This is a genomic window from Bacillus cereus group sp. MYBK227-1 (assembly GCF_051916325.1).
Lineage (GTDB): Bacteria > Bacillota > Bacilli > Bacillales > Bacillaceae_G > Bacillus_A > Bacillus_A cereus.
On record NZ_JBQAGK010000006.1, the window covers coordinates 17,062 to 39,268 of the forward strand.

Below are 22,207 nucleotides of genomic sequence, written 5' to 3' on the forward strand. Positions count from 1 at the left end.
TTTTTATTTATTGCATTGTAATTTTCTCCACACAATTTTCATAAATAGTACGGTGTGATTTTGAGAAAGGTAATTGCTCAAATACCTCTTTCGATACAAATTTTAATGTATCTGTATCAACAATATTACCGGTTACTTTTCCGTAAAATACAAATATATCCCAAGTACGATGTGTAAACGTATGTTGTACATTCATTGCGTATTCATCAATAGAAACCTCGAGCTCAAATTTTTCTTTCATATAATCTATAAGCTGTTCCTTCTGATTTCGAATACCTTCTCCAAGTTCAGCATTAGGAAACTCCCACATGTTAGCTAACAAACCTGTACTTGGACGTTTATTAATAACGTAACGACCGTCTTCAGTTTGAAGTACGCCTGCAACAATAGGTACCATTTTAGGAGCTTTCGCTTTACTTTTTACTGGTAATTCTTTTTGAACACCTTCAGCATATCCTCTGCAATGCTCACGCACAGGACAAAGTAAGCACGATGGATTTTTAGGAATACAAATCAATGCACCTAATTCCATCAATCCTTGATTAAAATAAGATGGGTTTTCTACTGAAATAATTTCACGCACAATCTCTTCAAAAACTTTTCGAGTCTTTGGTTTTGCAATATCATCCCATACTGATAAAATACGAGATAATACACGCATAACATTTCCATCAACTGCCGGCTCTGGTATACCATATGCGATACTTAAAATAGCACCTTTTGTATATGGTCCTACTCCTTTTAACTTTTCAATTTTCTTTACATCACTTGGTACAACCCCGCCGTATACTTCTTTTACCTCTTTTACTGCCGCATGTAAATTACGTGCTCTAGAATAATATCCTAAACCTTCCCATGCTTTTAATACTTCTTCATCATCTGCGTTCGCTAACGCTTCAAGTGTAGGAAACTTCCCCATAAAATTTGCGTAATATGGTTTTACAGCTTCTACTCTTGTTTGCTGCAACATAATTTCAGAAACCCAAACACGGTATGGATCTTTATTCTTTCTCCACGGTAAGTCACGCTGTTCTTCTTCAAACCAACCAATTAAATCATTTTGAAACTGCTCTATATTAAAATTGTTTAGTATTTCAAGTGTCAAACTTGATCCCCCTCATTTTTTTGCATATAAGTACTATTATAAAGATTTTAGGAAAAAATTTAAGTAAGATGACATAGGAAATAGAAGGCAAAGGACTTGAGGTATCGAATAAAAAGAGTTACATTAATAAAAAACGGAGGTGGATTTCTATGGACACAGCCACTCACCTTGTTATGGGTATCACTTTAGGTAGCTTAGCAACATTAGATCCAGCCATAGCACAAAGTGATATTGGCCCCCAAGCTGTTATGCTTGCTACAATTGCTGGTTCCAACATTCCTGACATTGACACAGTTCTAAAATTGCGTAATAACGCTAAATATATAAGAAATCATCGTGGGATTACTCATTCTATTCCCGCGGTAATTCTTTGGTCATTCCTTATAAGTGGCATCTCTTTCGCCTTCTTTTCAGAAGCTCCATATCTTCATCTACTACTTTGGTCATTTATTGCCGTCTTTCTTCACGTCTTTGTAGATATTTTCAACGCCTATGGTACACAAGCATTACGACCTTTCACAAAAAAATGGGTCGCACTTGGCATAATTAATACATTCGATACCGTAATTTTCTTTATCCATATACTTGCAATTGCTTGCATGCTCGTCGGTTCTCATAAGGGATATACAGCTTTAGCGGCATATATATTAATGATTGTTTACTATATCGGACGGATTATGATGCACAGAAATATAAGAAGCGTTGTACACAAACGTTTCAAAAATGTCGAAAAGATTATCATTTCTCCTTCTTACCGATTTTATCATTACCATTTAGCAGTCGTTACGGCTGATTATTACTACGTTGCGAGATGGCACCGTGGTAACATCATGATATATGACAAGTTCGATCGGGTACCGTTCCCAGACAACAATATTATGCGAGCAGCTAAACAAGATGAAAACATCTCAGCCTTCCTATCTTTCTCTCCTGTATATCGCTGGGATATTTTTGATCATGACCATTATTATGAAGTACGATTCATTGATTTACGATATCGAAGTAAAGATTATTATCCATTTGTTGCAATCGTTCAGCTCGACCACAATTTAAATATTATTAATTCCTATACAGGATGGATCTTTAGTGAAGAAAAGCTTCGAAAAAAACTGGAATTACTTCCACATTAAAAAAAGCGACTTAAGTCGCTTTTTTTAATGTTTCAAATGATCTTCTTGATTAATTAAATGACTATACTTCGGATTATTTGTCCGCATTTCATGAAGGCGTACACCATGATTATTAATCCATGATCGTACCACTTGTTCCGTCATTTCATCGCCTTGATAACGACCTGATTTTGCATAAGTTGTTTGAAAATCTTCCCATAGTAACTCAACCCACGCACGAGCTTGTGCGTAAGAAAGCTTGTCATTCTTGTCTAATAATTCTTTCGTTAATGTTTCATAAATATCATTCATATTATAATCTCCTTTTACCTATTTATCCCTTCATTTCTAAAGGATAGTTTCTTCAATTTTGCACATTCTATAATTGATACTTCTTAAAAAGGTATCAACCGATAATGAGGAGGGCGTTCGCAATGGGTAAACAAGCCGAATTTTGGTCTGAGTCAAAAAACAACAGCAAAATCGACGGTCAACCGAAAGCGAAATCACGCTTCGCTTCGAAACGACCTAACGGCACAATTAACACGCACCCACAAGAACGTATGCGTGCTGCAAATCAGCAGGAAGAGTAGTACAAATTAAATTAACTTCCTACACGAGGTGATAAAGATGAGCTACCGTGATCGCTTAGATAGTCGTTCTGAATTATTTAACCATACGTGGACTCGTCCAAAACATGCGAAAGCGCAAGTTAACGGACAGACGCAACAAACCCAGTCTCTCATTATATTGGCAAATGAATGTAAAAAACGCCAATTTTAGAATCTCCTATCTCCTTTAACGCCTACCAAAGATGAAAACCAGAGAGATATGTGCTCTCTGGTTTTTATTTTTCTTGCAATAAGGAAATTGGTATGCCAATCTCTTCATTATCATTTTGCTTATATCCCCAAGCAAATACCCCATTGAAATACGTAATTTTAAATAATACACCAGGTTCTTCTACTAATTCATATGTTTCACCAATATGGAACTTGTTTATATCCGTCATATAAGCACGAGCCATTGCCATTTTTCTCATTAATACATCAAATTCATTGACAATCCCAAGCTGCTCAGCTTTTACTGCTTGCTCCTTCAAAGCGCCAATTTCTTCCCTTAGCTCATGCGGTGTCATTTCACTGTAGCGTTTTGGCATATTCATCTTATTCTCCTCATTCCTCTTCGCGTTTCATTTGCAAAAATATCTCGATTTCATCAATAGAGAATCCTTTTCGATATAACGCTTGTTTCATCTTGTTTTCAAATGTCCATCCATCATGCTTCTTATATTTCTCATAATATTTATTCCCATGATAGTGTAACGCTTCTTGTTGCTTTTCGTCATCTTTTTCGTCTTTCAATTCTTCCAAACAAATTTGAATTACTTCTCTAGAATATCCTTTTCGAACAAGCATCTCATCTAACTTTAGTTTCATTTGTAAAAAAGAATGTTTTTGATAAGATTTTTTCTTCTTCTCTATGAGAAACAAGGCATTCTCAATTTGCTTTTCCTTCGGATATTCTTGTAAACTATGTGTAATAATTAAATCCTGAACACCTTTATTTAATAACTCTCTTTTAATAACAGTTGGACCTTTTCGATTCACATTACTTTGCGTTCGCGTATATAAAACAGCATACTCTTTATCATTAATATATCGGTCATGTAATAATTTCGAAACGACTTCAGAGATGATGGCCTGTCCCACTTCTTTTTTTCGTAAAAAATCTTCTATTTCTTGTTTTGTTCTCATTTGATAGGATAAATAGGAGATTGCTTGTAAATATGCTTTTTGTACTTCTTCATTGTACAAAATATTCCCTAGCTCGATTTCATCAATTTCTAAGCCCTTTTGTAATCCATGTTTTATTAAGATTACTTGATCCACACTAAATCCGTACTCTTCGCCTTGACCTTTATCAATATAAATATTAAATCGTTCTTTCGATCGTTTTTGTACTTCTATTTTTGTAATGACAGCCATACTCTCACCTCTCTATTATTTTAACATAGTCGAGGAACATTTTTTCTTTTCAAGAATATATATAATGAGGAGGAAATACTTGTGAAAATCGCAATTTCTGGTGGTACAGGCTTTATCGGTAAATCCCTTTCTACTTTTTTTATTCAAAAAGGATATACTGTTTACATTCTCACACGAAAAAAAACTACTGAAACTTCCGACCCTAACCTTCAGTATGTTCAATGGACACCAGATTTACAAACCTTCCCCCTCTCTTCTATTGATGTAGTTATTAATCTAGCCGGAGAGTCTATTAATAGTAGATGGACAAAGCAACAAAAGAAAGCCATTTTAAACAGTAGAATTCAAACAACAAAAGGACTCATTAAACAATTGCAGGGACTCCATACAAAGCCACACACATTTATTAACGCAAGTGCTATTGGATACTACGGAACATCTGAAATAGAGTCTTTTACAGAACAGCATGAGACTCCTGGAAATGACTTTTTAGCAAATACAGTATATTCATGGGAACAAGAAGCATCTAAAGCACGTTCTCTCGGAATACGAACAATCTACGCAAGATTTGGAGTCGTATTAGGTGCAAATGGAGGAGCTCTTTCAAAAATGCTACTTCCCTATCAATTCTATATCGGCGGCACCATTGGTTCTGGGAAGCAATGGTTATCATGGATTCATATAGACGACGTCGTTCGTATGATGGATTTCATCATACACAAAAAAGAAATTGATGGTCCTCTTAATATGACAGCACCAACACCCATAAGAATGAAGGAATTTGGAGAAAACATTGCAACTATAATGAACAAGCCTCATTGGTTGCCTGTACCTTCATTTATCATTCAAACTTTATTAGGTGAAATGAGCATACTTGTACTAGAAGGGCAACGTGTATTACCCATTAAGGCAATTGAACATGGATACCAATACACATTTCCGGCAATAGACCATGCATTACAAAATATACTTTCGCATACAATGTAGTACTTCTAAAACACAATTTTACATGGGCTCTTTCAAAACTTTCATTTTCTAGGATCCGAAGCATTACCATACAAATAACCTTTCAGTTACTTTCCCTTAACTTCCATTAGCATTATAAAGTAACAGAAATGAGGTACCTATGAAAATATTGCTCAAACAAGCCATTGTATACCCTATTACATCTCAAAAGTTTCAAGGCGATGTACTCGTTACAGGAGAGCGAATTACCGAGGTCAAACCTTTTATTCAACCTACTCAAGATATGACCGTTATAGATGCACGAGCACTCCATCTCTTACCTGGCTTTATTGATGTCCATACTCACCTTGGTCTCTATGATGAAGGCACTGGTTGGGCTGGAAATGATGCCAATGAAACATCTGAAGTTTCAACACCACATATTCGTTCTTTAGATGGAATCCACCCTTTGGATATCGCCTTTCAAGACGCTGTACAAAACGGAATTACAACCGTCCACGTTATGCCTGGCAGTCAAAATATTATCGGGGGGACTACTTGTGTAATAAAAACAGCTGGAACTTGTATTGATCATATGATTATTCAAGAACCTGCTGGTTTAAAGATTGCCTTTGGAGAAAATCCTAAAAAAGTCCATAGTAATGGAACAAAAGAATCCATTACACGTATGGGGATTATGGGGTTACTTCGGGAATCATTCTATGAAGCACAACACTACGGGCACGAAGCTGATTTTCGAATGCTTCCTATTTTAAAAGCATTACGTCGTGAAATACCCGTACGTATCCACGCTCACCGAGCAGATGATATTAGTTCTGCGCTACGCTTTGCAACGGAATTCAACCTCGATCTACGTATTGAACATTGTACAGAAGGACACTTTCTTGTTGAAGAGCTTTCGAAACATAATTTGAAGGTTTCAGTTGGTCCCACTCTGACACGTCGTTCTAAAATCGAACTAAAAAACAAGACATGGGATACTTACCATATATTATCTAAAAATGGTGTGGAAGTTTCTATAACAACAGATCATCCTTATACACCCATTCAATATTTAAATATTTGTGCCGCTGTCGCAGTAAGAGAAGGATTAGACGAGAAAACAGCACTAGAAGGAATTACCATATTCCCAGCGCGAAATTTGCGTTTAGAGGATAGAATTGGAAGCATCGAGGTTGGAAAAGACGCCGATCTCGTGTTATGGACTCATCATCCTTTCCATTATTTAGCCAAGCCTGTACTAACTATGATTGATGGAAAAATAATTTACAAAAAAAATAAAAAAAACTAGTTTATTTTTTTGACTAGATAAAGTATTATACGATTATAAACTGAATGAAACCATAATCAATTTGTGTCGTGATTATCATTTTCAAATTGATGAATGGGGAAGGCAAATGGTGCGCCACCAGCGTTAGAAACTGGTTCTAGTGGGTTCGATTCCCACCCCGAAATTTTTTAAAGATTGATATAAAAATTTCGAGGGTGGGGTGTTTTTTCGTCATGCTACCCTCGTGTGAGGAGGAGTTAGTATGTTGAAAAAACGCGACTTACACGACAGCCACGTTCTATACGAGTTAATGGTGGATCCAGCTGTCTTCCCTTTTGTGCGTCAAAAGGCTTATTCTTATGAAGAATATTTATTCTTAACAAAACAAACGATTGAAGCTGAAGAGCGTGGTGAATTAATTTCACGCACAATTTTAGATGAATGGGGTAACCCTATCGGAACAATTACTTTATTTGATGTGCAAGAAAAAGCTGGATTTCTCGGGACATGGCTTGGCAAACCATATCATGGAAAAGGCTATAATAAATTGGCAAAAGATTCATTTTTTAGTGAACTTTTCTATGAATTAGATATTGAAACAATTTTCATGCGTATTCGTAAAATAAATATTCGTTCTATTAAAGCTGCAGAAAAACTGCAATATGTGAATCTAGCAAACGAAACAAGAAAAGCCGTATATGATGAAATTAACGCAAACGAAGAAGTATATAACTTATATGAAATTCCAAAAGATCAATACACACTTGCTACAATGCGAGATACAACCTTCCAAGATGCTCATCAATTAAAAGAAGCATAATCTAAATTTTCTGAAATGATAATCAATCATTAACATTTTCCATATGCGTATATCCCCTCATGTCTTTGGAAACGATAAATAGTAACTTTAAGACACGAGGTGATTTGTAATGGATAAAAAGAAACGTGATAAAGCAAAAAACACATTATCTAGTACACAAGAAGTTCTCTATCAACGCGAATTTCAAAAAGCAGATCGTGCAGCAGGATATCGCTCGAAAAGCATTTAAAGTGAAAATGAATAATTAGAAGTTTCCCCCCTAATTATTCATTTTCATTACATAATTTTCTCTATTGATAGAAGTAAGCAAAAAAGCCCCTTATACATAAGGGGCTTTTTTTGCTGTGGACAACTTTATCCACAAAACCAACAGAATTGTTAGTAATTTTCAAAAACATTTAATTTTTTTCTATATTAAAGCATATATCAGCTGTTTTAATTGTGGATATTTTTCTAAAAATTGTGGACAATGTGGATATAGTTGTTAATATTCCGACTTTACTGTTTAATGAAAGCGCAATCCTTTTGTGGATAACTGGCTGAATTTTCTTTGAAAATAATAAAGAACCCTCTTTACATATACAAAGAGGGTTTCATATTAAGTAAAAGATTGTGCAAGAGCAGGTGATTTAATAGGTATATGACGCGGTTCTGCATGATTTTCTGCCAAAATTGCATCTACAATATGACCAGCTGGCTCTGGAAGATAGATGCTTTTCATTGCTTCTTTCATTTGAAGAAGCTTCACATCATCTTGTAATAATGCCTCTGTTTTTGCAAAAACCTCACTATCATCGCGAATGACAACTGCTGCTCCCTTTCTTTCAAAGTACATCGCATTTTCATTTTCTTGTCCTGGAACAGGCTTATATAAAATGACAGGTACTTGCAACGCTGCTGCTTCACTTAATGTTATTCCGCCTGGCTTCGTAATCATACAAGAAGTAACACGGAATAATTCATCAATATTTTCAACATACCCAAACACTTTTAATACATCGGAATTTTGCTTCTGTAAACTTAATAAATCCTGTTTTAAAGCTTCATTTTTCCCACAAACGACAACTACTTGTAAATTAGGCACTGACATAAATGATTGGCATAGTTCTTTTACATTTCCTAATACCCCATGAGCACCTGCTACAATTAGTAAAATCTTTTTATTCTTACATAACTGATATTTAGTATATATGATTTCTGGATTTACCTTTAACTCAAAACTACTCCGAATTGGAATTCCTGTTTCAACAATTTGTTCCGCAGGTACACCGATATCAACCATCAATTCTTTCACATGATCCGTTGCAACAAAATAACGATCTACTTCTCGATGAATCCATATTTTGTGCACGCAAAAATCCGTTAATACGTTATAGACAGGAATTGAAATACCTGTTTGTTTCTTCAATTCTGGTACAGCGATAATTGGAAATGTATTAATTACAATATCTGGTTTCTCCACCTGTAATAGTGTTTTCAAACGTTTTCTTCCAAAGTTCGCATACCAAGATGCTATTTTCTTATCATAAATTTTTTCTACCCCGTAATAAAACAAACGATATAATTCTTTTCCTATTGTATAACTTTTTAAATATAGATATTTTGTAATGTCAGTTATAAATGGATGTGATTCTCCAAACAAGTCGCATACAATAACATCTTCAATTCCTTTTTGGCGAAATGTTTGTTCTAATGTTTTTGCTACTTGCACATGACCATTACCGTAATGTGCAGTTAATATTAAAACCTTGGGGTTTTTTATCAAACAAATCCACTCCTAGCTTTTTGTTTCTCCATATTGCATATACGACAATAGGAAAAACATTTTCCTTAAAAATTACATAAACAGATTCTAATAATTCCCTTTCAGCTATGTACTTGTCGTGGATATGCAAAGCATATAAGATTGACCCCTTAATCCTATCTGTGCTCATATCTTTACATTATACTTTCCTATAAGAGCTTTCGCAATAACTTACAAATGTTCTCTATTCCATGATACTCACTCTTTTACTTCTTAATTCTTTTTACTATTTTGATTTCCCTTTACAATTATGTAAATTTCTCCATTTATTCCGTACAAAATTATGGATATTCTACTTTCAGTATACTCTTTTATCAATATATACTCTAGATTTTATTGTAAAGAAAGCAAAAAGCCTAATCCAATATTTGGATTAGACCGCTTGTAAAATATATTTAGCATGTTCTACATTTTTCTCAGTAGGTGGTTCTACATTTGCGAGTGGATACTTGTGTCCAAGCGCCTCCCATTTATATACACCAAGCTTATGATATGGTAACACTTCAACTTTTTGAACATTAGACAGACTTTGAATAAAGCTAGATAGTTTTTGTAGATCCTCTTCATTATCCGTAACACCAGGAACTAATACGTGTCGTACCCAAATCGGTTTATTCTTATCCGATAAATAACGAGCAAATTGTAAAATATGTTCATTTGATTTCCCTGTTAATTTACGATGCTTTTTGGAATCGATATGTTTCAGATCCAATAAAACTAAATCTGTATAATCCATTAAAATATCTAGCTTATTTTGGAATTCTGGTTCCTCAGAATAACAACCACCAGAAGAGTCGATTGTTGTATGGATACCAGCCGCTTTACACTTTTTAAACAACTCAATTAAAAAGTCTAGCTGTAATAATGGCTCTCCACCGCTAACTGTTATACCGCCTCCGGAAGCTTCAATAAATGGAAGGTAACATGTCACATCCTGCATCACTTCTTCAACTGTTATTTCTTTACCTTTACCGATTTCCCACGTATCAGCATTATGACAATATTGACAACGTAATAAACACCCTTGTGTAAATATGACATAACGAATCCCCGGGCCATCAACAGTACCACAAGACTCTACAGAATGTATTCTTCCTTTTACCATGTTACTTCCTCCTTTATTGAAACAGCCTCCCTTCGCTATATATTAAGAGCGAAGGGAAACCTTTTTCATTTACATGCTTTCATGCATTGTACGGTTAATTACATCAATTTGTTGTTCACGAGTTAATTTAATAAAGTTTACAGCATAACCAGATACACGAATTGTTAATTGTGGATACTTCTCAGGATGTTCCATTGCATCCATTAATGTTTCACGGTTAAATACGTTAATATTTAAGTGGTGCCCTTCTTTTACTGCATAGCCATCAAGCATTGATACTAAGTTACGTACTTGTACATCATCTTCTTTACCAAGTGCTTTCGGAATAATAGAGAATGTATTAGAAATACCATCTTGTGCATCTTCATATGGTAATTTAGCCACAGATAATAATGAAGCTAATGCACCTTTTGTATCGCGTCCATGCATTGGGTTCGCACCTGGTGCAAATGGTTCTCCAGTACGGCGGCCATCTGGAGTATTACCAGTTTTCTTACCGTAAACAACGTTAGATGTGATTGTTAAGATTGACATTGTATGAACAGAGTTTCTGTATGTTTTATGTTTACGAAGTTTATTCATAAATGTTTTTACAAGATTTACAGCAATCTCATCTACACGATCATCATTGTTACCGTATTTAGGGAAATCTCCTTCAATCTCGAAGTCAACTGCAATACCATTTTCATCACGAATTGGTTTTACTTTTGCGTACTTAATTGCACTTAATGAATCTGCTACTACAGATAGACCAGCGATACCTGTTGCCATTGTACGAAGAACGTTTGTATCATGAAGTGCCATTTCAATACGTTCATAGCTATATTTATCATGCATGTAATGGATAACATTTAATGTGTTTAAATATAGACCCGCTAACCATTCCATTGTCATATCAAACTTATGCATAACTTCTTCATAATTTAATACTTCAGAAGTAATTGGTGCGTACTCAGGACCAACTTGTGCTTTTGACTTTTCATCTTTACCACCGTTAATCGCATATAATAATGCTTTCGCTAAGTTTGCACGAGCTCCGAAGAACTGCATTTGTTTACCGATTCTCATTGCAGATACGCAACATGCAATACCGTAATCATCGCCGTATTCAGGACGCATAATGTCATCATTTTCATATTGAATTGCTGATGTTTTAATAGACATTTTCGCACAGTAGTTTTTAAAGTTCTCTGGTAATTGTTTAGACCAAAGAACAGTTAAGTTTGGTTCTGGAGCTGGTCCTAAATTATCTAATGTATGCAAGAAACGGAATGAGTTCTTTGTTACTAATGGACGACCATCTAATGCCATACCACCGATAGATTCAGTTACCCAAGTTGGGTCACCAGAGAATAATTCATTATAATCAGGTGTTCTTGCGAATTTCACAAGACGTAATTTCATAATGAAGTGATCTACAATTTCTTGTACTTCTTCTTCTGTTAAAGTACCATTTGCTAAATCTCTTTCAATGTAAATATCTAAGAATGTAGAAGTACGTCCAAGACTCATTGCAGCTCCGTTTTGCTCTTTAATCGCTGCAAGGTATGCGAAGTATAACCATTGGAATGCTTCTTGTGCATTTGTTGCTGGCTTAGAAATATCGAAGCCATGAGAAGCAGCCATTTCTTTTAACTCTTGAAGTGCACGCATTTGCTCAGATAACTCTTCGCGTAAACGCATTGTATCTTCGCTCATTACACCACCAGTTAAATTCAAATCAGCTTTTTTCGCTTCAATTAAATGATCAATACCATATAACGCTACTCGGCGATAGTCACCGATAATACGTCCACGTCCGTATGCATCTGGAAGACCAGTAATAACACCTGATTTACGTGCATTTCTCATTTCTGGTGTGTATGCATCAAATACACCTTGGTTATGAGTTTTTCTCCACTCTCTAAAAATACGACTAAGTTCTTTATCCATTTCGTATCCATAAGATTCACAAGCTTGTTCTGCCATACGAATACCACCATATGGTTGTAAAGAACGTTTAAATGGTTTATCAGTTTGGAAACCAACTACTTTTTCAATATCTTTATTTAAGTATCCTGGGTCATGTGATGTAATAGAAGAAACAATTTTTGTATCCATATCAAGAACGCCACCGTTTTCACGTTCTTTCGTTGTTAAATCCATTACTTGATCCCAAAGTTGTTTCGTTGCTTCAGTTGCTTCTGCTAAGAAAGATTCGTCCCCTTCGAAAACGTTTACATTATTTAAAATGAAATCGCGAACATCAATCTCTGCTTTCCATTTTTCACCTTTAAAGTTTTCCCATGCGTTTTTAACATTTTCTAATACTTGAGTCATCCTAATCTCCTCCATTTTTGATTAGTACAGGACTAAGATTTTTTATATAACAGCTTACACACTTAGAATACTACTTTTTTACGAAAGTGAACGAAATAGTTGTGACATGTTTGTGAAATGTTGAGCAAACTACTATATATATAGTGTTAACTTCATTTAAAAGTCTTTAAAATTAACCCTTTCCTTAATTGTATTTTTTTGGTATCCTTATATACGAGTCCTATTTTGTAATATAAGAACAATACCCATTGTAGAGCTGTAATACTCTTATCTCCTAATCTGTTATAGTTTTTATAACAGAACAAAAAAGTGTACACATGTTGTACACTTTTTTTGTTACTTCTATAAAACATCTCTTTTTCTATTGCCATCATAGAATCCGCCACGATTGTCTGTTAATGCAATTATTTGATCTAGTCCTTCTATATGATCACCTATAATTCGAAGTACAGCTGGTGGATGACCTATTTTAGCAAAATGTTCACTGGGACGAATACGGTTCATCTTATCGACCTCAACACGACTTACACATGCAACTTCAAATCCTGAAAGAATAGCTTTCACTTGGGCTACACACGGCGCCAGTAAAGATCTATACCCAATTTCTTTCAAACACTTACGGCTAAACGCATTCGGTACAGCGATAAGAGAGCCTACGCCTAGATCTTTTCTATCACAAGCTAAATTTAATGCATATTTAAATGCAGTTACAAGATGAAGCGGTACTCTTAAATCTAAATAATGATTTAGATCATTTAATGCAACATCTGTTCCATCTGCAATAGCTTTCGCAAAAGGATATAGCTCACTCGCTGGAATAACAAAATCGCCATCTATAAATAACACAATTTCTCCTTTTGCAAAATACGTTCCAAGTGAGCGCCCCACATCATTTCCGAGTGCTTCTTTATATACAATTGTCGTTGCCCCTTTGTCTTTTGCAATTTTTTTCGTTTTATCTGACGAACCATTTACGACAACGATAATTTCGAAGGGTTCAATTTTGCGAAGCTCTTCTATAACGTTTCCAATTGTTTTCTCTTCATCTTGTACGGGAATAACAACCGATAGTTGCTTTCCTTTATAGAAATCAGATGTAACACCCCACCCTTGATAAAACTCTTCAAAACTTAAAGTATGATAGACACTATCCCTTTTCCTATTTCCATCATAATATCCTCCGCGCTCATCACTGCTTAATATCCGTTCTGCTACTGCTTCTATATGATCACCTATCATTCTTTTTTCAGATTGGGAAAGATTTGTCCCATATGCAGCATGCTGGAATGGACGAAATTTATTCGGCGTAATAACGTCAATAGCACAATGACGACTAATTCTCCATTTACTTTGAACTAGGCGTAAATGAGCCACAATAGGATTAACAAAACATTCATATCCGATGCTTTGAACGACTTCTTTCGTCAGCGCATGAGGTACATCTAATAAAGAATTCATTTTTAATTCTTCACGCTCTAACATTGCATTTAATATTTGGCGCCATACTGTAATAGAAGTGGTTTTTTGCCTTTTTAAAAATAATGCATCCAAATTATTTAAAACTACATCTGCCTGATCGTATAAAATCGGATTAAGGAATAATTTTAATTTTGAAGTTGGAATAGCAAAATCACCATCTATAAATAGTAATACATCACCTATCGCATGTTTTGCGCCGACTGCACGTCCAACATCGTTCCCTAGTAGCTCTGTATGCTTGATTACTTTACACCCTAAACGATCTGCAACATCTTCTGTTCCATCATTACAACCGTTTGCTACTACAATGATTTCTACTGGATTTAATGGTCTTACCGATTGAATAACGTCTGAAATCGTATCGACCTCATTACATGCAGGAATAATAACAGATAATGACTTAGCCATTGTTTTGTTCACGAAACCACTTAATTGTTTCCTTCAATCCGTTTTCCCACGTTACTTTCGCCTGAAATTGAACAAGCTCTTTTAATTTTGTTACATCTGGTCTTCTATTTGGAATTTCTTCAAAACCATGAGGATATACTTCTTCAAAAGGCACTTGTACAATCTTCGAAGAAGAATTCGTTAATTTTTTAATTACTTCTGCTACTTCTTTTATACTCTGTTCATTCTCAGAACCTATATTAATAATCTCACCATTTACCTTCTCATCCATTGCCCGAATTGTTGCTTCTACCGCATCACTCACATACGTAAAACAACGTGTCTGCTTTCCATCTCCATATACGAGAATGTCTTCTCCTTGCAATGCCGCACGGATAAATCGCGGAATTACTCCTGCATACGGACCATCTTTCGCTCTTGGACCATAAATATTAAAATATCGAACAATCGTTACCGGTAAGCCTTCTAATGCGTATCCTAAACATAATGTTTCTTCTAACGTTTTACAAACCGCATAACTCCAACGAATTTTAGAAGTTGCCCCGTACAATCGATCTCCCTCTTCAGAGAAAGGCGGCTTGGCCTTACCATATACTTCTGAAGTAGAAGCAAAAACTACTTTCTTCTTTCCTTTTAGCGCTGCTTGTAAAATATTTCTCGTCCCATCAAAATTCGTTTCTATGAGCTCTATACTTTTTTCCATTGTTGTTTTCACACCTAAAATTGCTGCTAAATGAAACACGACATCATGCTGATCTACTAATTCATAAATAGAATTTTTATCTAAAACACTTATTGGAATAACACGGATTTCTTTCATTAACTCTTTATGGTACTTATTTTTACCTTTATAAAAGTTATCCACAACAGTGACCTCATAACCTCTTCTCATCAACTCTTCAGCTAAATGTGACCCGATAAATCCGGCTCCACCTGTAATTAAACATTTCTTACTCATTTACTCACCTTCTTTACAATCCCGCGTGTATCTATTACTCGGTCTATTCCTTTAAAAAGCTTCCAATCAATATTAGAATGATCCGTTAAAATTAAAATACAATCCGCTTTTTTAACTTTTTCTTCATCTAAAGAAACAGATTGGTACACCTTATCTCCAATTTCCGCGGAAGAAATATAAGGATCATGATATTCTATCTCGTATCCTTGATTTCTTAATAATTGAATAATCGGTAACGCTGGTGATTCTCTCAAATCATTTACATCTTTTTTATACGCAATCCCTACAATTAACACCGTTGCAGGTAATTGCACCACACTTTTTACTTTCCGGACCATTTTCTCTGGCATTTCTTCATTAATTATATGTGCAGCCTCAATTAATTGACTAATTGCTCCATTCTTTTTTATTCTCCATTGAAAATATAAAGGGTCTACGGGAATACAGTGTCCCCCTATCCCTGGCCCTGGCCAATACGGAGTAAACCCAAATGGTTTTGTAGATGCCGCTTCAATGGCCTCATAAAAATCAATGCCTAAACTTTCACATAGTGTGTTTAGTTCATTTACTAAAGAAATGTTAACTAAGCGCTGAATATTTTCAAATAGCTTGCACATCTCTGCTACTTTCGGAGAGCTAACAGGTACAACTTCGTCAAAAATGGTACTATATAAATCCTGTAACTTTTGTTTACACTTTTCTGTTTGTCCACTAATAACTTTTGGAATAGCTTGAACTGAATATTGACTATTTGCTGGATCAATTCTCTCAGGGGAATATCCGATATAGAAATCTTCCCCTACCTTTTTACCATTTTGAGAAATAATAGGTAGGATGACTTCTTCAAGTGTGCCTGGATATGTGGAGCTTTCAAAAATGAAGGTTTGTCCTTTTTGAAGGTTTTGTTGTATATAATGCGAAGCTGAAATGAGGGCACTTAAGTCTGGTTCTCTTTGTTCATTAATTGGAGTCGGGACAGTGACAATAACATAATCACTATTTTGAAAATCAGCAATGCCTTGATCCGGTGTATTTACTGTTAATTTTTTTTTCGTCAATAAACTTTGTAACTCTTTAGAAGAAACATCCGGAATATAACTTTCTCCTTTTATAATTGAGTCTATTTTTCTAATATCTTTATCTAATCCAAGTACTGTATGCCCTCTTTCTGCAAAATGTACCGCTAAAGGAAGGCCAACATACCCTAGCCCAATAATAGCTACTTTACTACTATTCATTTGTATTCTCTTCTTCCCTTCTCAATTGTTGAATTACATCTCTATCTCTATCTCCATCTGTAAAACCACCACGTTCGTCCGTACATTGTAATAAATACGCAACCGCTTCAAGTTGATCACCGAAAATACGATCAAACGCTGAAATACGCCCATTTACAAATTCGTGTTGCTCTGGACGTACTCGATTTGTTTTTATAACATCTACTAACTCTACTGTTGTAATAGAGAATCCTTCTAAAATAGCTTTCACTTGTGCTAATGGCGGAATGATAAGGGAATCATATCCTATTTTCTCTATTACCTTCTTATGAATGGCATGTGGTACAGCAGTTAGTGAGTTATTCCATAAATCTGGTCGTTTCGCTATCAAATTCACAAAGTATTTTCCCATACTAATTGGATCTGCTGGATGAAACATATCTAATAAGCATTGTAAATCATTTAACACCACGTCATTTCCATCTTCAACAGCATGTAAAAATAGAGTGAGTTTTTTTGCTGGAATAACAAGATCACTATCAACGAATAAACAAATATCTGCCGTAGCATGCATGGCACCTATTGCTCGTGCTACATTATGTCCAAGCGCCTTCGTAAATTCAACAACAATAACATTCTCTAGCTTTGCCTGTTTAACAGTCTCAACATCTGCTCCATTCGCGACAACTATAATTTCATCTACACCTGCTTCTTTCACTTCTTTTATAACAGACCTTATGGTCATTTTCTCTTCTGATACTGGGATAATGGCACTATATTTCGCTTTATTCTTTTGTAATAAAACTGGTTTATACTTTCCTACAAACTCTCTATCTCTATTGTCCTCTGAAAAACCACCGCGTTTACCATATGTTTCGATTACGTATTGTAAAGCTCGCAAATGATCACCCATAATACGACTAGTCGCTTTCGGATAAGGAGAGCCAGGTGATGTACCAGTATGCACAGGACGAACTTTATTTGTGTAGATGACATCAACTGAAGCCATATCAGAAATATCTACTCCTCTAGACATCGCCATCGCTTGAAATAATGCTGGATCTGCTAAATTCCACCACCCCAGTTTTTCAATCACTTTACGACTTATCGCATGTGGTATTGCAATTAAAGATCCTACAACAAACTCTTTCTTGTTCAAATAACGATTTAACATATATTTTCCAACCGTCGTATAATGCGGTCTCATCTTCAAGTAAACGGACCATGTTAAATTATTTAAAACAATCTCATGTCCTTGTCGTATTCCTTTAATAAAATTGTATAATTCTTCACTTTTCATGACGATATCACCATCTAAAAACAAAACAATCTCGCCTTTTGCTTCTCTAGCACCAATTGCCCGTCCCACATCATTACCAAGAGAATATCTATAATAAATCACACGGCAATTATGCTGTAATGCTATTTCCTTCGTCCCATCTGTCGATCCATTATCTACTATGATAACTTCATATGGTTCGAGCTTGCTTACCTCTACTAAAACTTTTGATAAAGTACTTGCTTCATTATGCACTGGAATAACAACTGACACTCTCATACTTGTATCACTCTTACCCTTCCAAGCGAACATAAGCAATAATAGGAATACGCACAACTACATCTTCTGGTGGTCCATAAGAAGGAGAAGTACGAACAATTACTGCCCCATCCGTCACAGATAAAAGAACGCCTACAATGATTTCTACAGCTGTCACAACTTGCACTAGTTCTCCAACATGGTTACGTAATTCATCAGTAAATAACATATATAACTCTCCTTTCTTACGCTTCTTTAATTGATATAATACTTGTAAATGGTAATAAAACTTCAGTTCCTATTCCTTCTTGCAATGTTAAGAAGTCATCACCAACTGCTACAATAACACCTGTTAATTGTCCAACTGTCACCGTAATTTCTACGTTTTTACCTAAATACTGCTTTGCAATTTCTTTAAAAGGTGATGTATTGCATTCTTTTAAAATGTTACAAATAATAGATTGAAATCTACTTGATTCAATAACTTCTTCCGTAGCTTGCTTAGAGTTTCTTTGAATAAATCTCGCGAAGTTTTGTGAAAATAAAAGTCTTTCCACAGCAGGCAATAACTTATTATCTAAAAAATAATCTAATTGTCTATTAAACAATCTTGATAATTTATGCCAATATTTTCTGAACAGACACATACACTTCTCCTCCTATTATTTTTAGATTATAAAATTTTACATCCATACATCTTAATGTATACAAAATGGATATTTTTGTGATAGGTAAGACATACATTTTCTAAAAGAAATATTTGTTTCAGAGCATAAAAAAAACTATCCAACAGGATAGTTTCTTACACTTCAATATTCCGCAATATCGAATAAATGTCATTATTCACTTTACCAAATGATTTAATATTATTTTGAATGTTAGATAATAAAACAACATATACACTACCATTTTTACTAAATCCGTTTAAGCAATTCCAACCTGGCATTACACCATGATTCGAATAGCTTCCTGGGTCTACGTACCATCCAAACCCGTAATCCTTTTTTCCACCCGTAAACATTTGATCGTAACTCTCTTTTGAAATTAATTTTCCAGAGAATAGTGCTTCGTTAAATAAATATAAATCATGCGCACTTGTGTATATATCACCACAACCATATAGTTGTGACATGCTTGGAATATTAGGTGTTGTCATATTATTATTTACTATTTTATAACCCGTTGATGGGAATCTTGTTTGTTCTAACGCTGTGCCAAAGCCAGAATGTTTCATACCGGCAGTGGCAAAAATATGTTGTTTAATATATTCTTCGAGTGACTGCCCACTTACCTTCTCTGCAATATAAGCAAGTATAGAGTAGTTCGAATCAGAATACTTCCACTTCTCTCCTGGACCACCAATACGCTTTTGATTTCCTATCCGCTTTATCAGTTCTTCATGAGAAATATCTTCTTTTCCCTGCTCATATTCGGGAATCCCTGATGTATGTGTTAATAGATGTTTTAGCTGAATATTATTACCTTGTGGAAAATCTGGAATATACTTCGCAACAGTATCTTCTACTTGTAATTTATTTTGATCTTTCAATTGCATAATAGCAGTTGCTACAAACGCCTTTGAAATAGAACCAATATAAAAAGTCGTCTCTGAATTATTCGGTACTTGCTGCTCTTTATTTGCCATACCATACCCTTTATTCAGAAGAACTTTTCCGTTCTTCACAATAACAGCTGTCCCGCTAAATCCTGCGTTTTGTAAATACTGGTCCAATTGAGCGTTTTCATTAATTTCTTGAGGTGGTCCTTCAGCAGGTTTCTCCGCTGCTTGCGCTTGCTTCATTTGTTCTTCCTGCTCTTTTTGTTTTTGCTTCTGTACTTCTTGTTTCTTTTTTTCTTCTTTCTTTTTTAACTCTTCTTGTTTCTTCATTTCTGCTGCCGCTTTTAAAGTTTCTTCTTTCTTATTATGCGCAACAATTTTTGTATACATGAAATATACAAGTGATAATAGTAAGACGAGAATGATTGTTCTTTTTATGTATACAATCGGCCGATGTGCTTTCCCATTCGCATTATTTTTTTCCTGATCCATAATTGCTTTTTTCCCCTTACTCACCAATAATTTAATTCCTCTACTAAAGATTCGTTTTAGTAGATTATGGATAATCCATTCTATATCATCCCTACTTTATCACGCACTGCACATATTACCAACCTATATGTACAAAAAAGAAAAAGAAAATTTACAAAAGTAAGATTCCCGTTAAATTATTAACAAAAAAAAAGAGGATATCCTCTAAAAAATTGATGTTATCAATCTTTTTGGACATCCTCTTATCTCATTATTTATACGTGTTTTTTCATATCATCGGCAACAGATTCAACATTTGTACCTACGATAACTTGTACACTTGTATTACTTAATTTCATAACACCTTTTGCACCAGCACGTTTTAATGCTGCTTCATTTACTTGACCAGCATCTTTTACTTGTAAGCGTAGACGTGTTGCACAGTTATCAATAACTGTTAAGTTTTCTTTTCCGCCTAAAGCTGCTACGTAAGTTTCACCAATTGAACCTGCAACTGGTGCATCACCATCTTCAACTAACTCATCGTCATCTTCACGACCAGGAGTTTTTAAATCGAACTTCTTAATTAAGAAGTAGAATACTATGAAATAAATTGCTGCGTAAATTAAACCGATACCTGCTAGTAAGACTGGTTTTGTTGCAATACCGAAGTTTAAAGCATAATCGATTGCACCGGCACTAAATGAGAAACCATCATGAATGCCAAGTGATGTTGTAATGAATAAAGAAAGACCTGTTAGTACAGCATGAATACCATATAATACTGGTGATAAGAACATGAATGAGAATTCAATAGGCTCTGTAATACCAGTTAAGAATGAAGTTAATGCTAGACCAGCTAACATACCAGTAACTGCTTTACGCTTTTCTGGTTTAGCAGCTGCAATCATTGCGAAACATGCTGCTGGTAAACCGAACATCATAACTGGGAAGAAACCAGTCATAAACATACCTGCTGTTTTGTCACCTGCAAGGAAACGAGCAATATCACCATTAACAACATTACCTGCTGCATTTGTAAAGTCCCCAAATACAAACCAGAAGTATGTGTTCATTACGTGGTGTAAACCAATTGGGATTAATAAACGGTTTAATAAACCAAATAATCCTGAACCAATTGCACCTAAATTAACAATTCCATGAGCTAATGCATCAATACCATTTTGAATTGTTGGCCAAATTTGTGCAAATAGAATTCCTAATATCAGCATCACAACTGATGTAACAATTGGAACGAAACGTTTTCCAGCAAAGAAACCTAACCATTCTGGAAGTTTAATCTTATGGAATTTATTATAAAGAAGTCCTGCTATAACACCAACAATAATACCACCTAAAACTTTCATATCTACTTTAGTCGATAATTCAGCAGCCTTAGATACTTGTGTCATTGTATCTGCAAGCTTAGATGGATCTACATTTGCGCTATTACCTATTAAATCTTGGACTTTACCTAATTTACCTTGTAATTCAGCAGTTGAATACCCTTTGCTAAGTGCATCAATACTATTTTTCATAACAAGATAACCAATTGCACCTGCAAGACCTGCTGCACCACTACCATCCACTGAAAGACCGATTGCAATACCAATTGCAAAAATAAGTGCTAAGTTATCAAAAACTGCTGCGCCGGCCTGTGCCATAACAGGAATATCAAATACATCTGGTTGCCCTAAACGAAGCAATAATCCTGCTGCTGGTAGTACTGCGATCGGAAGCATTAACGCTTTACCAATACGTTGTAAAAACTGCAACATTTTAATTCCCCCTAATTAAATTTATGAAATCGTTATCATTATAAGTACGCTTTAGAAAACGCTTTCTATTACATAACCATAATAACATATAGTTGTATAGATGTGTAGTTTTTATTTCTGAACTTTTTATGGATAAATCTCCTATTTCCAAACTGTTATATAAAAGGAAAATTCTCCTTTTTAAAATACAGAATACTCGAAACGAAAGACCTATTATATCACATTGAACTTTCGTTTTATCATTCCACTTTTTCATGTTATTATTTATTTCCGAGCATATCGGGAAAAGTAAACTTAGTTAATTCAAAATAGGAG

At 35.0% G+C, this 22,207-nt stretch carries 23 protein-coding genes and 1 pseudogene; 7 read left to right on the top strand and 17 right to left on the bottom strand.

All coding sequences use genetic code 11. The features are described from left to right. Positions 1-7: 7 nt before the first annotated feature. A complete protein-coding gene (gene mutY / locus ACTFRM_RS23395) occupies positions 8-1,105 on the bottom strand; it encodes an A/G-specific adenine glycosylase (protein ID WP_000171397.1) in 1,098 nt (365 codons plus the stop codon). Positions 1,106-1,254: 149 nt separating this feature from the next. Here mutY and ACTFRM_RS23400 point away from each other — a divergent pair, with 149 nt between their 5' ends. Next, on the top strand, positions 1,255-2,235 hold the full coding sequence (locus tag ACTFRM_RS23400; RefSeq protein ID WP_000379111.1) for a metal-dependent hydrolase: 981 nt from the start codon (positions 1,255-1,257) through the stop codon (positions 2,233-2,235). Positions 2,236-2,259: 24 nt separating this feature from the next. Here ACTFRM_RS23400 and ACTFRM_RS23405 read toward each other — a convergent pair whose 3' ends face one another. Further along, a complete protein-coding gene (locus ACTFRM_RS23405; RefSeq protein WP_000998166.1) occupies positions 2,260-2,526 on the bottom strand; it encodes a YfhJ family protein in 267 nt (88 codons plus the stop codon). A gap of 122 nt (positions 2,527-2,648) precedes the next feature. Between ACTFRM_RS23405 and ACTFRM_RS23410 the strand changes: the two genes are divergently transcribed. Together ACTFRM_RS23410 and ACTFRM_RS23415 are read left to right on the top strand one after the other, a co-directional pair. After that, complete coding sequence (locus ACTFRM_RS23410; RefSeq protein ID WP_000517891.1) at positions 2,649-2,807, top strand: small, acid-soluble spore protein K; 159 nt, start codon at positions 2,649-2,651, stop codon at positions 2,805-2,807. Positions 2,808-2,844: 37 nt separating this feature from the next. Continuing rightward, positions 2,845-2,997 (top strand): YpzG family protein, encoded by a 153-nt coding sequence (locus tag ACTFRM_RS23415; RefSeq protein WP_000122093.1) that lies wholly within the window; start codon positions 2,845-2,847, stop codon positions 2,995-2,997. A gap of 64 nt (positions 2,998-3,061) precedes the next feature. Here ACTFRM_RS23415 and ACTFRM_RS23420 read toward each other — a convergent pair whose 3' ends face one another. Together ACTFRM_RS23420 and recX are read right to left on the bottom strand one after the other, a co-directional pair. Next, positions 3,062-3,379 carry a YfhH family protein gene (locus tag ACTFRM_RS23420; protein WP_001057020.1) on the bottom strand — a complete coding sequence of 106 codons (318 nt, stop codon included), beginning with the start codon at positions 3,377-3,379 and terminating at the stop codon, positions 3,062-3,064. Between the two features lie 10 nt (positions 3,380-3,389). After that, entirely contained in the window at positions 3,390-4,202 is an 813-nt protein-coding gene (recX, locus tag ACTFRM_RS23425) for a recombination regulator RecX (RefSeq protein ID WP_000268502.1), read from the bottom strand. An 81-nt stretch (positions 4,203-4,283) separates the two neighbouring features. On the opposite strand from recX, the gene ACTFRM_RS23430 reads away from it, so the two are divergent. The 4 genes from ACTFRM_RS23430 (at position 4,284) to ACTFRM_RS23445 (ending at position 7,487) form a co-directional block, all read left to right on the top strand. After that, positions 4,284-5,189 carry a TIGR01777 family oxidoreductase gene (locus ACTFRM_RS23430; protein ID WP_071739373.1) on the top strand — a complete coding sequence of 302 codons (906 nt, stop codon included), beginning with the start codon at positions 4,284-4,286 and terminating at the stop codon, positions 5,187-5,189. 139 nt (positions 5,190-5,328) lie between these two features. Continuing rightward, positions 5,329-6,459 (top strand): amidohydrolase, encoded by a 1,131-nt coding sequence (locus ACTFRM_RS23435; RefSeq protein ID WP_000698319.1) that lies wholly within the window; start codon positions 5,329-5,331, stop codon positions 6,457-6,459. 241 nt (positions 6,460-6,700) lie between these two features. Next, entirely contained in the window at positions 6,701-7,258 is a 558-nt protein-coding gene (locus ACTFRM_RS23440; protein WP_000914737.1) for a GNAT family N-acetyltransferase, read from the top strand. 109 nt (positions 7,259-7,367) lie between these two features. Continuing rightward, a complete protein-coding gene (locus ACTFRM_RS23445) occupies positions 7,368-7,487 on the top strand; it encodes a YfhE family protein (protein WP_000358482.1) in 120 nt (39 codons plus the stop codon). A 369-nt stretch (positions 7,488-7,856) separates the two neighbouring features. Here ACTFRM_RS23445 and ACTFRM_RS23450 read toward each other — a convergent pair whose 3' ends face one another. The 13 genes and pseudogenes from ACTFRM_RS23450 to ACTFRM_RS23510 form a co-directional block, all read right to left on the bottom strand. Then, on the bottom strand, positions 7,857-9,023 hold the full coding sequence (locus ACTFRM_RS23450; RefSeq protein ID WP_000594693.1) for a diglucosyl diacylglycerol synthase: 1,167 nt from the start codon (positions 9,021-9,023) through the stop codon (positions 7,857-7,859). 412 nt (positions 9,024-9,435) lie between these two features. Continuing rightward, on the bottom strand, positions 9,436-10,167 hold the full coding sequence (gene pflA, locus ACTFRM_RS23455) for a pyruvate formate-lyase-activating protein (RefSeq protein WP_000238459.1): 732 nt from the start codon (positions 10,165-10,167) through the stop codon (positions 9,436-9,438). A gap of 69 nt (positions 10,168-10,236) precedes the next feature. Next, positions 10,237-12,486: a formate C-acetyltransferase gene (pflB, locus tag ACTFRM_RS23460; RefSeq protein ID WP_000195471.1), complete on the bottom strand. Its 2,250-nt coding sequence runs from the start codon at positions 12,484-12,486 to the stop codon at positions 10,237-10,239. 152 nt (positions 12,487-12,638) lie between these two features. Then, entirely contained in the window at positions 12,639-12,860 is a 222-nt protein-coding gene (locus ACTFRM_RS23465) for a hypothetical protein (protein WP_002094217.1), read from the bottom strand. Beyond that, positions 12,829-14,373 (bottom strand): glycosyltransferase family 2 protein, encoded by a 1,545-nt coding sequence (locus tag ACTFRM_RS23470; protein ID WP_013141734.1) that lies wholly within the window; start codon positions 14,371-14,373, stop codon positions 12,829-12,831. The genes ACTFRM_RS23465 and ACTFRM_RS23470 overlap by 32 nt, the downstream gene beginning before the upstream one ends. Beyond that, positions 14,366-15,331: an NAD-dependent epimerase/dehydratase family protein gene (locus ACTFRM_RS23475; RefSeq protein ID WP_000037018.1), complete on the bottom strand. Its 966-nt coding sequence runs from the start codon at positions 15,329-15,331 to the stop codon at positions 14,366-14,368. The genes ACTFRM_RS23470 and ACTFRM_RS23475 overlap by 8 nt, the downstream gene beginning before the upstream one ends. After that, a complete protein-coding gene (locus ACTFRM_RS23480; RefSeq protein ID WP_440043618.1) occupies positions 15,328-16,569 on the bottom strand; it encodes a nucleotide sugar dehydrogenase in 1,242 nt (413 codons plus the stop codon). The genes ACTFRM_RS23475 and ACTFRM_RS23480 overlap by 4 nt, the downstream gene beginning before the upstream one ends. Then, complete coding sequence (locus ACTFRM_RS23485) at positions 16,562-18,106, bottom strand: glycosyltransferase family 2 protein (RefSeq protein ID WP_440043637.1); 1,545 nt, start codon at positions 18,104-18,106, stop codon at positions 16,562-16,564. The genes ACTFRM_RS23480 and ACTFRM_RS23485 overlap by 8 nt, the downstream gene beginning before the upstream one ends. 13 nt (positions 18,107-18,119) lie before the next feature. Next, the gene (locus ACTFRM_RS23490) at positions 18,120-18,314 is read right to left on the bottom strand and encodes a hypothetical protein (protein ID WP_000899470.1); all 195 of its coding nucleotides are present in this window, start codon (positions 18,312-18,314) and stop codon (positions 18,120-18,122) included. A gap of 16 nt (positions 18,315-18,330) precedes the next feature. Then, complete coding sequence (locus ACTFRM_RS23495) at positions 18,331-18,732, bottom strand: hypothetical protein (protein ID WP_000335531.1); 402 nt, start codon at positions 18,730-18,732, stop codon at positions 18,331-18,333. Positions 18,733-18,887: 155 nt separating this feature from the next. Further along, complete coding sequence (locus ACTFRM_RS23500) at positions 18,888-20,135, bottom strand: serine hydrolase domain-containing protein (protein ID WP_033691709.1); 1,248 nt, start codon at positions 20,133-20,135, stop codon at positions 18,888-18,890. Positions 20,136-20,389: 254 nt separating this feature from the next. Further along, positions 20,390-21,892, bottom strand: a complete 1,503-nt coding sequence (gene nagE, locus ACTFRM_RS23505; RefSeq protein WP_000938900.1) for an N-acetylglucosamine-specific PTS transporter subunit IIBC — start codon at positions 21,890-21,892, stop codon at positions 20,390-20,392. 141 nt (positions 21,893-22,033) lie between these two features. Further along, positions 22,034-22,148: pseudogene (locus ACTFRM_RS23510) on the bottom strand (transcriptional regulator). Positions 22,149-22,207 lie beyond the last annotated feature (59 nt).